Origin of the sequence: Nocardia huaxiensis, from assembly GCF_013744875.1 — a bacterium.
Classification (GTDB): domain Bacteria; phylum Actinomycetota; class Actinomycetes; order Mycobacteriales; family Mycobacteriaceae; genus Nocardia; species Nocardia huaxiensis.
Genome location: NZ_CP059399.1, coordinates 4,092,671 through 4,105,404, shown reverse-complemented (window position 1 = coordinate 4,105,404; position 12,734 = coordinate 4,092,671). Strand labels below are relative to the sequence as shown.

The window sequence follows — 12,734 nt, the reverse complement described above, 5'->3', positions numbered from 1 at the left end:
GTTCCGGGTGAAGGCTGACCCACCACCCTGTGGCGAATCACGAGGTGTTGAACGTGGAGGATTGGGCGGAGATCCGCAGGCTGCATCGCGCTGAGGGCATGCCGATCCGGGCGATAGCCCGGCATCTGCAAGTGTCGAAGAACACCGTGAAGAAGGCCTTGGCCTCCCACGAACCGCCGAAATATCAACGCGCGCCGAAAGGCTCGGCCGTCGACGCGTTCGAGCCGCAGATCCGGATGCTGCTGGCCGAGTTCCCGACCATGCCGACAACGGTGATCATGGAACGGGTCGGCTGGCAGCACGGCAAGACGGTGTTCTTCGACCGGGTCGCGCAGCTGCGGCCACTGTTCAAACCACCCGATCCGGCCTCGCGGACCGAGTATCAGGCCGGTGAACTCGCTCAATGCGACCTCTGGTTCCCGCCCGCCGATGTCCCGCTCGGGTTCGGGCATGCAGGTCGGCCTCCGGTGCTGGTCATGGTGACCGGGTATTCACGGATGATCGCGGCGGTGATGATCCCGACGCGCTAAAGCCCGGATCTGCTGGCCGGTCATTGGGAACTGATCTCCCGGTGGGGTCGAGTGCCGCGAGTATTGGTGTGGGACAACGAATCTGCAGTCGGTCAATGGCGTGGAGGCAAGCCCCAGCTGACCGATGCGATGAACGCCTTCCGCGGAACCCTGGGCGTCAAGGTGATCCAGTGCCGACCAGGCGATCCCGAAGCCAAGGGCCTGGTCGAGCGGGCCAACGGTTATCTGGAAACCTCGTTCCTGCCCGGCCGAACCTTCACTGGCCCAACCGATTTCAACACCCAACTCCTCGACTGGCTCGACAAGGCCAACCAGCGTCAGCATCGCCGCCTCGGGTGCCGCCCGGTCGACCGCTGGGTCGCTGATCGCAGTGCAATGCTCGAGTTGCCGCCGGTCGACCCGGTCGTCGGGTGGCGACTATCGACGCGGCTGCCGCGTGATCACTATGTGCGCCTGGATTCCAACGACTATTCGGTCCATCCCTCGGTGATCGGCCGCAACGTCGATATCCGCGCAAATCTGCAGCAGGTGGTGATCACCTGCGGTGGCAGCGAAGTCGGCCGGCATCGGCGGTGCTGGGCGGCGCATCAGACCCTCAGCGATCCCGCGCATGTCGCCGCGGCGGCCGAGATGCGGCGGGCGCGGCGCCTGGCGGCGGTGCCGGTGTTCGACACCAGCGTCGAGCATCGCCGCCTGTCCGATTACGACCGGTTGTTCGACCTCGACAGCGAAGGGATCGCCTGATGGCCACCAAAACCTCCCCCAACGGTGCCCGCAACGTCGGCTCCGAAATCGCCTATCTGGCCAGAGCTCTCAAAGCTCCAACGCTCGCCGGCGCGGTCGACCGGCTCGCCGAACGCGCCCGCGCGGAAAGCTGGAGTCACGAGGAATTCCTGGCGGCCTGTCTGCAGCGCGAGGTCGCCGCCCGTGAGGCTCACGGCGGTGAAGGACGCATCCGCGCCGCCCGGTTCCCGTCCCGGAAATCCCTGGAAGAGTTCGACTTCGACCACCAACGGTCATTGAAGCGAGACACCATCACCCATCTGGGAACCCTGGACTTCATCACCGCCAAGGAGAACGTGGTGTTCCTGGGCCCGCCCGGAACCGGCAAAACCCACCTGTCGATCGGGCTGTCCATCCGCGCCTGTCAGGCCGGGCATCGGGTCGCGTTCGCGACCGCCGCGGAATGGGTCGCCAGGCTGGCCGAGTCCCATCAAGCCGGAAAACTGCAGGCAGAGCTGATCAAGCTGGGCCGGATTCCGCTGCTCGTGGTCGACGAAGTCGGCTATATCCCTTTCGAGTCCGAGGCCGCCAACCTGTTCTTCCAACTCGTCTCTTCCCGCTATGAACGGGCGAGTCTGATAGTCACCAGCAACAAACCCTTCGGCCGCTGGGGAGAGGTGTTCGGCGACGACATCGTCGCCGCTGCCATGATCGACCGGCTGGTCCACCACGCCGAAGTCATCTCCCTCAAAGGCGACAGCTATCGGCTCAAGGACCGCGACCTCGGCCGCGTCCCCGCGGCCAAGACCAACGACTGAACAATCCGCGCACTGTGCGGTAGCAGCGTGCGTTCAGGCGAAGCGGGTCAACACCACGTCCACTGTATGCCCTCACGTTTGAACTGCGCCGTGTAGGTCGAGATTTCCCGTGGATCGGTCAACGAGTGCTGATGGATCACCGCGGTCGCTGAATCACCGACAATCGCAGTTGCCGGGTCATCCTCGATCACGATGTCACCGACACTGTCCAACTTCATTCCGCGGAGCCGTTCGAGTGGCCCGGCGCCCGCCGCACCGACCGTCGATGGCAGGTTCTGTGCGCAGACCAGATGGTCGAGTGTGTCGGTCCCGCCATTGTTCATCCGCTGGTATACGGCCTGAACAGTCCCCAGGATGAGTTCCTCATCGGTCAGCGCGGCATCGAATCCTGTCGTGTCGACGCCAGTACAGCCGAGCAGTAGAAGGCCGACTGCGGAGCACGTCGTGGCCACACCCACGAATCGAGCATTGTCGAGGAGTCTTCCGACGTGCATCAGATGAGTATCTACCCCGCGTCTCAAGCCGGTTCGGTGGCACGCTGGGGGGAACGTCGTTCATCGGCTAGGAGCCGATGGTGTCGTAGCTCCAGGGGTCAACTTTCGAACGGAATCACTGGGTCAGGCTTGGGCCGGAGTTGACAAGAACCAGCTCTCGCCATCGTCATCACGGTCTCGATTCCCATTGCCGTCCCTGGGGGGCAGAGCGCTCGGGATCGTCGTCGGTACCGGCGATTGCGTCAGGGCCCCACCACGTGCGGAACTGCTCTTCCCCCCTGATCCAGTCGATTGCGGCAGTCGGCCATGGCGCCAAACCTGTTGCTCCACGCAGCTGCGTCAGCTGGGCGTCGACCCGCGCCGTCCCGCTGCTGTGACCGAGGACAGGTTCCATGACGGTAGCTCCCACACCACGATCACGTCCGATGCGAGCGGCAACAACTCGCCAATCCTCATGATCGACACGTTCTTCAAGAGCCCGCACTCCGACGGCAATCCAACGAGCGCCAACTTAAGGGCGAGGTAATGGGCCCCACAAATCCTCCTGCATATTCAGAGTTGCCAAGCATGGTGTCGTCGCAGCCTGGCAAGCGCCTCGTATGCGAGGCAAAGCCGCTGTCAATGCGACGACGACTCAGGACAACCTTGTCGGCTTATTCTCAAGAGACACTTGACGATTCGACGTGGATCGTGGTCTCGTCCGGCTCGGCGGTGTTGGTGCTGAGAAGCTTGTCGACAGAGTTCAGTAGCAACCTGGTAGCGTCCAGCGTGTGACCGATTTCGAGGGCCTTGATCGTTTCGGGGGGCAGGCCTCGGCGTCCCGGTCTGCTCCGCAGCCGTTGCCGAAGAACTTCCCCCCTGTGGTGTATCTACCGGTTTTGCAGGAGGTTGAGCGGGTCGAGGACGCGCAGATCATGTTGCGGCAGACCCGGGATGGGCGGATTGCCTGTCTGGCCTACTCGGCTTTGGATCGACTGCTCGAGTGTTGCGGGGCGGATCAGCCGTGGATGTGGACTCCGACGGTCGCGCTGGACGCGCTGCAGGAGGTCCGGCCGTTCGATCTGCTCCTCCTCGATCTCTACATTCCCGAAGAACTACGGGGGACCAGCCAGGCATGAGTGAGCTCTTCATCGATCAGAACTCGATGGTGACGATTGCGACCACGCTGGCGACCTCCAGCACAGAACTCGACAGCACGGCCAGCAAGTCGCCCGAGACGGTGGACGCCGGTGTGGCGACTCCGTCGGTGCTGGCGTTGCTGTCGGTATTGCTCGACAGTGCCGGACAGCTCGTTGTCGGGATGGCTGCCAGCGCGGATGCCGTTACCGAGGCTGCCAAGCAGTACAAGGAACAGGACGATACGACCGCCGATGAGATTCTGCGTCAGACCTGGGCACAGCAGGGGTGACGGTGGGAATCGATACCAAGATCGATGGTGACCCGGCAAGCGTCCGCGCGGTCGGAACGTGGCTGCGGGACAGCCTGGCCTGCCAATTGACAACAGCCGCGGATGATCTGGCCAAGGTGAAGAACCTCGCGGAGTCGGGTTGGGAGGGAAAGGCCGGCGACGGTTTCGCCGAAAACGCACGCAACACCTGCGTCAAGGTCGACGACTTCGTCATCCAGGTCCAGGGATACGCCACCCAATTCGACACTCTCGCCGGCGACATAGAGCAGGCGCAGGCCGAGATGGCGACCATTCGAACCAACGCGACCACTGCGGGATTGGTGGTCAAGGAACAGGTCATCGAGGAACCTACCGACGGTGACTCCGAGAAGGTGGCCGCGTACGACACGGCCGTCACGGCAGCCAATCAGGTCCGCCAGAAGGAGTCCTTCTGGGTCAGAATGCTGCAGAATGTGGTGAACGACCTCAAGGACAAGTGGTTCCTCGTTGTCGGCGACATGATCAACGGCGCAGTCGGTGCTCTGATCGCCAAGCACTCCTCGTTGCTGCTGGCCAATGCTGCCCTACTGTCGAGCGACGCCCTGAAAACTCTGATCGAAGCCAAGAACGCTCCGGCAGGCACACCACGCGCGACACTGTATCGGGATGTGGACTGGCAACGGGCACAGCTGCTCAAAGCGGGCGAAGCACTGGAAACCGCGCAGACCGCCAAAGCCCGAGGCGTGAAAATCGGGTTGGGGGCCGGTGGCGCGCTCGCAGTCGCAGGCATTGCCTACGACATCTACAACGGCAAACCCGTCGAGCAAGCGGTCGTCTCCGGCGCGGCTGGCTTCGGCGCCTCGGTCGCGGCGGGTGCCGCTGCGGGCGCGTTTGTCGGCTCAATCGTGCCGGGCCCGGGAACCGTGGCTGGTGCTGTCGCTGGAACACTCGTAGGCGCTGCGGCGGGTCTGTTCACCTCGGGTGCGGTTGATGCCCTGTACACGGACGGGTTGAGCGTGGGTGCTGCGGTGAACGGTGGCGTGGACGCGCTGGAGAGCGCCGGAAGCGCCATCGGAGGCGGAATCTCGAAGGCGTGGAATGCGATCTTCTGACAACTACGAAGACCCGGGTCCATGGCCCGAACCTCCCCAGCTGGTGCGCAGGCGCGTCGTCGCGACGCTCGCCACCGCCGGCCTGACAGTGCTGTGCATCGTCATTGCCGTGGCGATGTGGCGCAGCGACAACAGCACCGCACAGGCGGCTGCGACCTACGTCGGGTTGTTCGGGCTCGCGATGGTGGTTCTGGTGGTGGCCGGTGTCTGGGCGGATCCGCGCGTCGCTGCGCGATCCTCGGTCACCAATGACCGCGAGCACGGAGTTGCGGCGACCATCGTGCCCGGTTCGGCCGCGTACTTCGGTCTGCGCCAGGCGATGTGGCTGTGCTTCGCGGCGATATTCTTCCTCGCCGCGGGCCAGACCACAGCTGCCGCATGGGGGACACACTGGCCCCTGGCGTTGATCTTCTCGGCGCTGGGCGTGCTGTCCGCCGCGGAACCCGCGCTAACCCTCACCCGGCGGCTCCGACCCAGCAAACTCATCCTGACCCGTAGCGAGATCATCCACGACGACTGGAGTTCCCGAACCACCCTCAGCTGGAACGACGTTCGCCTGATACGTCGTGGCTGCCACCGATTCCCGATCATCGAAGTGACCGGTGAGACCCACAGCGCGGGATGGACCTATCACGAGACCGCACCCGGCCTGACGCTCGGCGGCAAGCCGGTGCGGCCGTGGCGGCTCGATCCACTGCCGCCATTGCCCGGCCGGGTAGTGCTCGAATGCCCTCGCTTCGCAGTCAACAGGGACACGCTCTACCGCTACCTCACGTTCTACACCGAAAACCCCACCGCAAGAACAGAACTCGGAACACCTTCCGCAACCCACCGATGGCACACTTTCGGAGCCGACGCTCACCGCTGAAGCTCCGCGCGGCGAAATCAGCCGCCACCGCCGTCGGAGAACACGTCGCTTGCGAGATTTGAACCGCCCCGGAGTGTCGGGAGACTTCTGCTCGGGGATCGTGGTGCGCAGCTTGCGGCCTCGTGCACACTCTTCGTGCGCGAAAGTGTCACTGCTACACGATCGAACGGTGACCGGCCGAGACGAGCTGCTGGCTGCTTCGAGATCCAGAAGCGACGCTCCCGTGTCTAACGGCCGCTTCGGTTCACCCGATTTATCGGGTAACTGAAGACTCTCTGCTGAAGGCTGGTCGCGGCATGCGTCGCATACTCTCGATTCTGATCGCGCTCTCTGCGCTGGTGCTGACCTTGCTGGTTCCGGTTGGCCGGGCGAGTGCGGCACCGTACTGCGGGCTGGTGTGGGGTTCGCTCGAGAAGTCGAGTTCGAATCACTCCACGGCTCCGATGACGGGTATTCGGTCCGGTCGGCACGACTGCTTCGATCGCATGGTTGTCGACGTCGCGGGGCCGGTTACGGGCTATCTCGTCAGTTATGTCGATCAGGTGTATATGGATGCGTCGGGGGCGCCGGTTGCGTTGCGTGGTGGCGCTTTTCTGCAGGTGGTTGTGTACGCCCCGGCCTACGACAGCGATGGCAACTCGACCTATGAGCCTGGCAATCGCAATGAGCTGACCGATGTGACCGGCTATGACACCTTCCGCCAGGTTGCGTGGGCGGGGTCCTTCGAGGGTCAGACCACCGTCGGGCTGGGTGTGCGCGCACGCCTCCCGTTCCGGGTCTTCACGCTCGATGGGCCGGGCAGTGGCTCTCGCGTGGTCGTCGACGTCGCCCACCGTTGGTGACACCCGGTCGCCATTTGACCCCCAGTCAAGTGCGCCCCGATCGATGATTCGATCGGGGCGCGGCGGGTTGTGCTGCGCTACTTCAGTTTTGCGAAGAAGCCGCGGATGTCGGCGGCCAGGATCTCGGGGACCTCGTAGGCGGCCCAGTGGCCGCCTTCGCTGTACTCGTTCCACTGGACGATATTGGCGTGGTCGCGGTCGGCGAACTTGCGGGGCGGCTTGAAGTCGTAGCCGAAGGAGGCCAGGCCGATGGGGACGGTGGTGGGTTCGGTGGCGTGTGCGCCGCGGGCGTTCTCGTAGTAGAAGCGGGCCGAGGAGGCCGAGGTGTTGGTGAACCAGTAGAGGGCGACGTTGGTGAGGATGTCGTCGGGGTCGAGGGTGCCCAGCAGCTGGCCGCTCCAGGCGAGCTGGCCGGCGGGGGAATCCGACAGGCCGTGCGCGAGGGTGCTGGGCTGGGCGCGCTGGGCGAAGTCGTGGATGGAGTGTTCCAGGAACTTCTGGCCGAACTGGATGAAGGCCAGCTCCTGCTCGCTGAGGCCGTCGAATTCGCCGGGCTCACCCTTGGGGAAGGAGAAGATCTGGTTGACGTGCACGCCGATCACGTTTTCCGGTGCGAGACGGCCCATTTCGGGGGAGACGATGGCGCCGCCGTCATTGCCGTGCACGCCGTAGCGCTCGTAGCCGAGGCGGCGCATGAGCTCGACGTAGGCGGCAGCCATGCGCTCGGGCGTCCAGCCGATGTCGCGGGTCGGGCCGGAGAACGTGAAGCCGGGGTAGGACGGGATGACCAGGTGGAATTCGTCGGTGAGCCTGTCGATCAGGCCGAGGTACTCCACGAAGGAGCTGGGCCAGCCATGGGTCAGCATCAGCGGTGTCGCATCCGGATTCGCCGAGGGGACATGGATGAAGTGGATGGTCTGCCCATCGATCTCGGTCAGGTAGTGCGGGTACGCGTTGAGCTTCTTTTCGACTGCGCGCCAGTCGAATTCGTCACGCCACCGCTGGATCAACGGCTGCACGAACGCACCCGGGACGCCGTACTCCCAGCCGGGCGGGACCGGAATGCCCAGATCCACCTTGCCCGCGAACGTCTCGGCGGGTAGCTCGGCGGCGAAGCGGGTGTGGGTCAGACGGTAGTTCAGGTCGTCGAGGTCGGCCTGCGGGATCTCAATGCGGAAGGGGCGGATGTCGGACATCAGGTTCTCCTCGTGTTCCAGAACGGAATGCTTTGTTCTGATCAATACTCTAGCGGAACGAATCATTCCGTTCCAGTCTTTTCTCGAACTTTCTTCAGCAAACTTTCGGCGCGGCCCGGACAGCGCCGGGGGCAGCGCATCCAACTGCGGATATAGCTTCCAGCTATCCTGATCTCCAGCGTTGACGTACTGTTCACGGCCATTCTTCACCTCGTGGAAGCTGACCGCGCGTCTCAGAGGTTGCCAAGTTCCGCCCCGCGACATCCGTGGAGGTTCGACGTGACAGCTGTAATCGACTGCTCCGGAACAACTCACGGCACGCTGCTCGAAGTGGAACCGCTCGAGGGATCGCTGTGGCCCGAAGGCGCCGAGCAGGCGTATCGCATCGACTATGCGGCGCCGAACTATTCGGGCGAGATGCGCGCGGTGAGCGGGTCGGTCTTCGTCCCGAAGCGCACGGAGGCGACGGCTCCGGTGCTGACCTGGGCGCACTGCACGGTCGGGATCAACGAGCACAATGCCCCGTCGCGGGTGGGGTTGATCAGGGCGGAGAAGAACCATGTCGCGCAGTGGCTGCAGGCCGGATTCGTCGTCGCCGCAACCGATTACGAGGGAATCGGCACCCCCGAGCCACATCCGTATCTCGACGGTGAGGCCATCGCGGACGACATCATCGATATCGCGCTGGCCGTGCACGCCATGGATCTGGCCGTCGACCAGCGCACCGTGATCGGCGGGTTCTCCCAGGGCGGGCACGGGTCGCTGTTCGCGGCCGCGTTGTGCACGGCCTACGCTCCGCACCTGGATCTGCGCGGCACCGTAGCCCTGGCGCCGCCGGTGCGATTCCTCGACTTCGTCCAGGCCGCCACGGCGAACGGGCAACAACCGGTTCATGCCCTGCTGCCCACGATTCTGGCCGGCCTGCAAACTCGGCGGCCGGAGTTCGCGCCCGACGTGCGGCTCGCGCCGAAGGGCCGGGAACTGGTCGCCGCCGCCAAGAGTTCGTCCATGAGACAGCTCAATGCGCTGTGCCGCGAGACGACCTATGACGAATCGGGGATCACCGGCATCGCGGCATGGCAGCCGCTCATCGAAGTGCTGGAATCGACCAGTCCCCCGGCCACGTCCTATGACCGCCCGATCTTCCTCTGCACCGGCGGCGCCGACCCGGTGCTCAGCACGGCCCGGGGCAGGGACTTCGCCACCGCACTGTCGGATCGCGGCACCAGCGTCACATTCCATGATTTCGAGACGTTCGACCATCTGGCGCTGCTCGAGCCCGCCGCGCGAACCGCTACCCGCTGGGCCGCCGACCTCGTCTCGACCGACGGCGCCGGCCCCCGCACCGACGACCCGCGCGTCCTGGAAAAGGCGCACCGCTTCCGGGTCCTGGACGCCACCCGCAACGGCCGGATCGAGCTGGACGATTTCCGCGCGCACGCCCTCCGATTGATCCAGAGCTTCGGACGCCCCCTCGGCCATCCCGTCGCCGTCCAGGTCCGCGACGGTTACGAGCGGCTGGCACGAGACCTCATCCGCTACTACGACCAGGACGGCGACGGCAGCATCGATCTGCACGAGTTCCTCGCCGTCGGCGCCGAGCGCGACACCGACCGGCTCACCGCCGGCGCCGCCACCCTCGTGCACGCCATCATGGGCTTGCTCGACACCCCTGAATCCACCCTCACCCGAGCACAATTCCGTTCGGTGGCGCAGGGTTTGGGCATCGGGCCGGAGGAGGCCGACGACATCTTCGACCACACCGACACCGATGGCAACGGCCGGATCGACGAGGAAGAACTCACCGCCGGTGTCGTCGAATTCCTCGTGGGCGAGAACCACCTGTCACCGGGCTACTGGCTGTTCGGCCGAGTGCACTGATCGCAGAGCGGGGAGAGCTGCGCCGGGCGAACCGGGCCGCGGCGCTGGATCGTCTGCTTGGCATCGAACCGGCGGGGTATGCGAGGAATGCCTGAATATTCGGTCCGGTTCCGAAACCCGCCCGTCAACGGCGACGGCGCCTCAATGGCGAGGCATGGCGGTAGCTCGTGTAGGCAAGGAACCCGCCGACGCCCGACATTCGAAGGGAACGCGCGTGATTCACATTGCGGAGGCCAGGGACAAGGCCCGGTCGACGGTCTCGGACCTGGTCAGAAAAGTCATCTCGTCAGCTCCTCGTGGCGACCGCGGGCAGACGGTGACCATCGACGCACCGCGGCACCGGGTCGAGGAATTCTGATCGGCCACGAATTCATGGGCGAGATCGCCGAGGTCGGCTCCGAGGTCACCCACCGCAGCGTCGGTGAGCGCGTGGTGGTTCCGTCGTTCATCTCGTGTGGAGCGTGCTGGTACTGCCACCACGACCTGCCCTCGCTGTGCGACACCAGTAATCCGAATGCCGCACTGCAGCAACCGATTCTGGGCTATCCGACCGGCGGGATCTACGGGTACACGCACCCGTTCGGCGGCTACCAGGGCTCGCATGCCGAGCTCGTGCGGGTGCCGTTCGGCGACGTCAACTGCTTCCCGGTGCCCGAGAACGTCACCGACGAGCAGGCCCTGTTCCTGTCCGACGCGGTGCCGACCGGGCTGATGGGCGCGGAGTTCTGCGACATCTCCCCCGGCGACACGGTGGCGGTGTGGGGCAGCGGCGGCGTCGGTCTCATGGCCGGGCACGCCGCCCACCTCCTCGGCGCGGAGCGGGTGATCATGATCGACCGCCGTCCGGAACGACTTGCCCTGGCGCACAAACAGTTCGGCGCGGAGACAATCGACTACACCGCCGTCGACAGCGTGCTGGACACGCTGCGCGACCGCACCGGCGGACGCGGGCCCGACGCCTGCGTCGACGCCGTCGGCATGGAGGGACACGGCACCGGCGTGCAGCATCTCTACGATCGCACCAAACAGGCGCTGCGCCTGCACACCGACCGCGCCACGGCCCTGCGCGAGGCGATTCTGGCCTGCCGCAAGGGCGGAACGGTCGCGGTGCTCGGAATCTACGGTGTGACAGACAAATTCCCGATGGGCGTCCTCACCAACAAGGGCCTGACCATTCGCACCTCACAGCAGCAGGGCCAGCGCTATGTGCCCCGCATGCTCGACTATGTCCAGCAGGGCGACCTGGACCCCTCGTACCTCATCACCCACGACATGCCCTTGGACGAGGCGGTGCACGGGTACGAGATCTTCAAGCACAAGCGCGACGGCTGTATTCGCGCGGTCTTCCGGCCGTGAACGCTCACGCGGGTGGGCGCACCGGCATGAGGATGTACCGCTGACGCAGCTCGTACTCACCTGCGGCCGGATCACGCAGGGCCGCGGCGCGAATCGGGCCGTTCGTGGCGATTTCGACCAACGGGGCGTGCAGGGTGTTCAGGCCGTCGAGAAGATAGCGGGGGTTGAAGGCGATGGCGAGGGGATCGCCGTCGAAGTCGCAGGGGATGGTTTCCTCTGCCGCACCGGCAGTGTCGTCACCGGCGTCCAGCAGCACGGTGGACGGGAAGAAGGTCATGCGGATCTGCGCCCCGCGCGGTGCCATGAGCGAGACGCGCTTGATGGCCTCGATCAGTGCCGGAGTACTGATTGTCGCTGTGGCCGTGCAGGTTTCGGTGAGGTAGCGCTGATAGGGCGCATACGGGGTATCGAGCAGACGCATCGTGTGATGGCTGCCGCCCGAGCGCACACCCAGAATGGATTGCCCTGGGTCGCAGGCGATCTCGATGTGATCGCCGGGAATCGCCTTGGCCGCGGCGGCGAGACTGCGGGCGGGAACGAGCGTCGCGGCGGTTTCGGCGGCCGGTTCCGTTGGCGTCCAAGGCAGTTCACGGATGACGATCCGGAATCTGTCGGTGCTCACCAGCCGCAGGAAGCCCGGATGAAATTCGACGTTGATACCGGTGAGCATGGGCAGCGTGTCGTCCCTACCGGCGGCCACCGCCACCCGGGCGACCGCGTCGGCGAACTCGGCACGATCGGCGATGCCGGTGGGCGCGGGCAGTGCGGGCAATGCGGGATAGTCCTCGACGGGCATGAGCGGCAACGCGAATCGTGTCTGCCCGCTGGCGATGCGCAGCCGGGCGCCGTCGCGGATGAGGTCGACCGGTCCGCCGGGGAGCACCTTGGCGATCTCGGCGAGCAGCCGCCCCGAGACGAGCACCGATCCGGTGTCGCCGGTCGAGACGGACTCCAGGGTCGCCCGGGAGGAGACCTCGTAGTCGAACCCGGAGAGGAACAGACCGTCGGCGGCGGCCTCCAGCAGTACGCCGCCGAGCGCGGGCACCGGTGGCCTGATGGGGACGCTGGATCCCACCATCGCCAAACCCCGTGTGAGAGCGTCACGTTCGATGCGAAGCCGCATCACTGCTCCCGGTCCGGACTCGCGGCACGGTATTCGAGCCGATGATGCAGGGCGCTGGCGCGCGCGTGCGCGGCCTGTTTCGAGCGGTAGCCGAAGGCTTCGGCGATGACGGCCCAGCTGTGCCCGCTGTCGGCGGCGGCCCGCATGAGATCCAGTTCGAGCCGGTCCAGTTCGCTGCGGGCCGCGGTCAGCGCGAGCACGCAGGCATAGAGGACACCGGTGGGCAGGGGTTCCCCGCTCGCCTGCTTGTCGAGCACCGCACGGATCAGATTCGCCTGTGCGGCTTCGGGTTCCGCGGCCGGGGGCGGCGGTGCGGACTGCAGCCAGTCGCGCAGCATGGCCGCATCGAGGTGTCCGGGATCGTGCATGGCCCGAACAGTACACGAGCCCGTCAAAAGATTTTT

12 protein-coding genes and 1 pseudogene are annotated in these 12,734 nt (G+C 65.4%); 9 read left to right on the top strand and 4 right to left on the bottom strand.

Going from position 1 to position 12,734, the window contains the following annotated elements; all coding sequences use genetic code 11:
- Positions 1-44: 44 nt before the first annotated feature.
- A pseudogene (gene istA / locus H0264_RS18435) lies at positions 45-1,274 on the top strand (IS21 family transposase).
- Positions 1,274-2,071 carry an IS21-like element helper ATPase IstB gene (istB, locus tag H0264_RS18430; protein WP_181585104.1) on the top strand — a complete coding sequence of 266 codons (798 nt, stop codon included), beginning with the start codon at positions 1,274-1,276 and terminating at the stop codon, positions 2,069-2,071. The pseudogene istA and the gene istB overlap by 1 nt, the downstream one beginning before the upstream one ends.
- A 47-nt stretch (positions 2,072-2,118) precedes the next feature.
- Here istB and H0264_RS18425 read toward each other — a convergent pair whose 3' ends face one another.
- On the bottom strand, positions 2,119-2,529 hold the full coding sequence (locus H0264_RS18425; protein WP_220140006.1) for a hypothetical protein: 411 nt from the start codon (positions 2,527-2,529) through the stop codon (positions 2,119-2,121).
- Between the two features lie 806 nt (positions 2,530-3,335).
- On the opposite strand from H0264_RS18425, the gene H0264_RS38645 reads away from it, so the two are divergent.
- The 5 genes from H0264_RS38645 (at position 3,336) to H0264_RS18400 (ending at position 6,774) form a co-directional block, all read left to right on the top strand.
- Positions 3,336-3,683, top strand: coding sequence for an SAV_915 family protein (locus tag H0264_RS38645; protein WP_244976221.1), 348 nt, complete (start codon positions 3,336-3,338; stop codon positions 3,681-3,683).
- Positions 3,680-3,973 carry a hypothetical protein gene (locus H0264_RS18415; RefSeq protein ID WP_181585102.1) on the top strand — a complete coding sequence of 98 codons (294 nt, stop codon included), beginning with the start codon at positions 3,680-3,682 and terminating at the stop codon, positions 3,971-3,973. The genes H0264_RS38645 and H0264_RS18415 overlap by 4 nt, the downstream gene beginning before the upstream one ends.
- A gap of 2 nt (positions 3,974-3,975) precedes the next feature.
- Complete coding sequence (locus tag H0264_RS18410) at positions 3,976-5,064, top strand: hypothetical protein (RefSeq protein WP_181585101.1); 1,089 nt, start codon at positions 3,976-3,978, stop codon at positions 5,062-5,064.
- The gene (locus tag H0264_RS18405) at positions 5,051-5,932 is read left to right on the top strand and encodes a hypothetical protein (protein WP_181585100.1); all 882 of its coding nucleotides are present in this window, start codon (positions 5,051-5,053) and stop codon (positions 5,930-5,932) included. The genes H0264_RS18410 and H0264_RS18405 overlap by 14 nt, the downstream gene beginning before the upstream one ends.
- A 296-nt stretch (positions 5,933-6,228) precedes the next feature.
- On the top strand, positions 6,229-6,774 hold the full coding sequence (locus H0264_RS18400; RefSeq protein ID WP_181585099.1) for an AMIN-like domain-containing (lipo)protein: 546 nt from the start codon (positions 6,229-6,231) through the stop codon (positions 6,772-6,774).
- Positions 6,775-6,851: 77 nt separating this feature from the next.
- Here H0264_RS18400 and H0264_RS18395 read toward each other — a convergent pair whose 3' ends face one another.
- Positions 6,852-7,970, bottom strand: a complete 1,119-nt coding sequence (locus H0264_RS18395; RefSeq protein ID WP_181585098.1) for an epoxide hydrolase family protein — start codon at positions 7,968-7,970, stop codon at positions 6,852-6,854.
- Between the two features lie 279 nt (positions 7,971-8,249).
- Here H0264_RS18395 and H0264_RS18390 point away from each other — a divergent pair, with 279 nt between their 5' ends.
- The gene (locus tag H0264_RS18390) at positions 8,250-9,851 is read left to right on the top strand and encodes a lipase family protein (RefSeq protein ID WP_181585097.1); all 1,602 of its coding nucleotides are present in this window, start codon (positions 8,250-8,252) and stop codon (positions 9,849-9,851) included.
- Between the two features lie 78 nt (positions 9,852-9,929).
- Positions 9,930-11,207, top strand: a complete 1,278-nt coding sequence (locus H0264_RS18385) for a zinc-dependent alcohol dehydrogenase (RefSeq protein ID WP_420832099.1) — start codon at positions 9,930-9,932, stop codon at positions 11,205-11,207.
- 4 nt (positions 11,208-11,211) lie between these two features.
- Here the strand turns inward: H0264_RS18385 and dnaN are convergent, their stop codons facing one another.
- Both dnaN and H0264_RS18375 read right to left on the bottom strand, forming a co-directional pair.
- Positions 11,212-12,330, bottom strand: coding sequence for a DNA polymerase III subunit beta (dnaN, locus tag H0264_RS18380; protein WP_181585096.1), 1,119 nt, complete (start codon positions 12,328-12,330; stop codon positions 11,212-11,214).
- Complete coding sequence (locus H0264_RS18375; protein ID WP_181585095.1) at positions 12,330-12,698, bottom strand: hypothetical protein; 369 nt, start codon at positions 12,696-12,698, stop codon at positions 12,330-12,332. Before H0264_RS18375 ends, dnaN begins: the two co-directional genes overlap by 1 nt.
- Positions 12,699-12,734 lie beyond the last annotated feature (36 nt).

Excerpts from the sequence above, each read along its gene's own strand:
- istB (WP_181585104.1), top strand. The coding sequence starts at position 1,274 with ATGGCCACCAAAACCTCCCCCAACGGTGCCCGCAACGTCGGCTCCGAA.
- H0264_RS18415 (WP_181585102.1), top strand. The coding sequence starts at position 3,680 with ATGAGTGAGCTCTTCATCGATCAGAACTCGATGGTGACGATTGCGACC.
- H0264_RS18405 (WP_181585100.1), top strand. The coding sequence starts at position 5,051 with ATGCGATCTTCTGACAACTACGAAGACCCGGGTCCATGGCCCGAACCT.
- H0264_RS18400 (WP_181585099.1), top strand. The coding sequence starts at position 6,229 with ATGCGTCGCATACTCTCGATTCTGATCGCGCTCTCTGCGCTGGTGCTG.
- H0264_RS18395 (WP_181585098.1), bottom strand. The coding sequence starts at position 7,970 with ATGTCCGACATCCGCCCCTTCCGCATTGAGATCCCGCAGGCCGACCTC.
- H0264_RS18385 (WP_420832099.1), top strand. The coding sequence starts at position 9,930 with ATGCGAGGAATGCCTGAATATTCGGTCCGGTTCCGAAACCCGCCCGTC.
- dnaN (WP_181585096.1), bottom strand. The coding sequence starts at position 12,330 with ATGCGGCTTCGCATCGAACGTGACGCTCTCACACGGGGTTTGGCGATG.
- H0264_RS18375 (WP_181585095.1), bottom strand. The coding sequence starts at position 12,698 with ATGCACGATCCCGGACACCTCGATGCGGCCATGCTGCGCGACTGGCTG.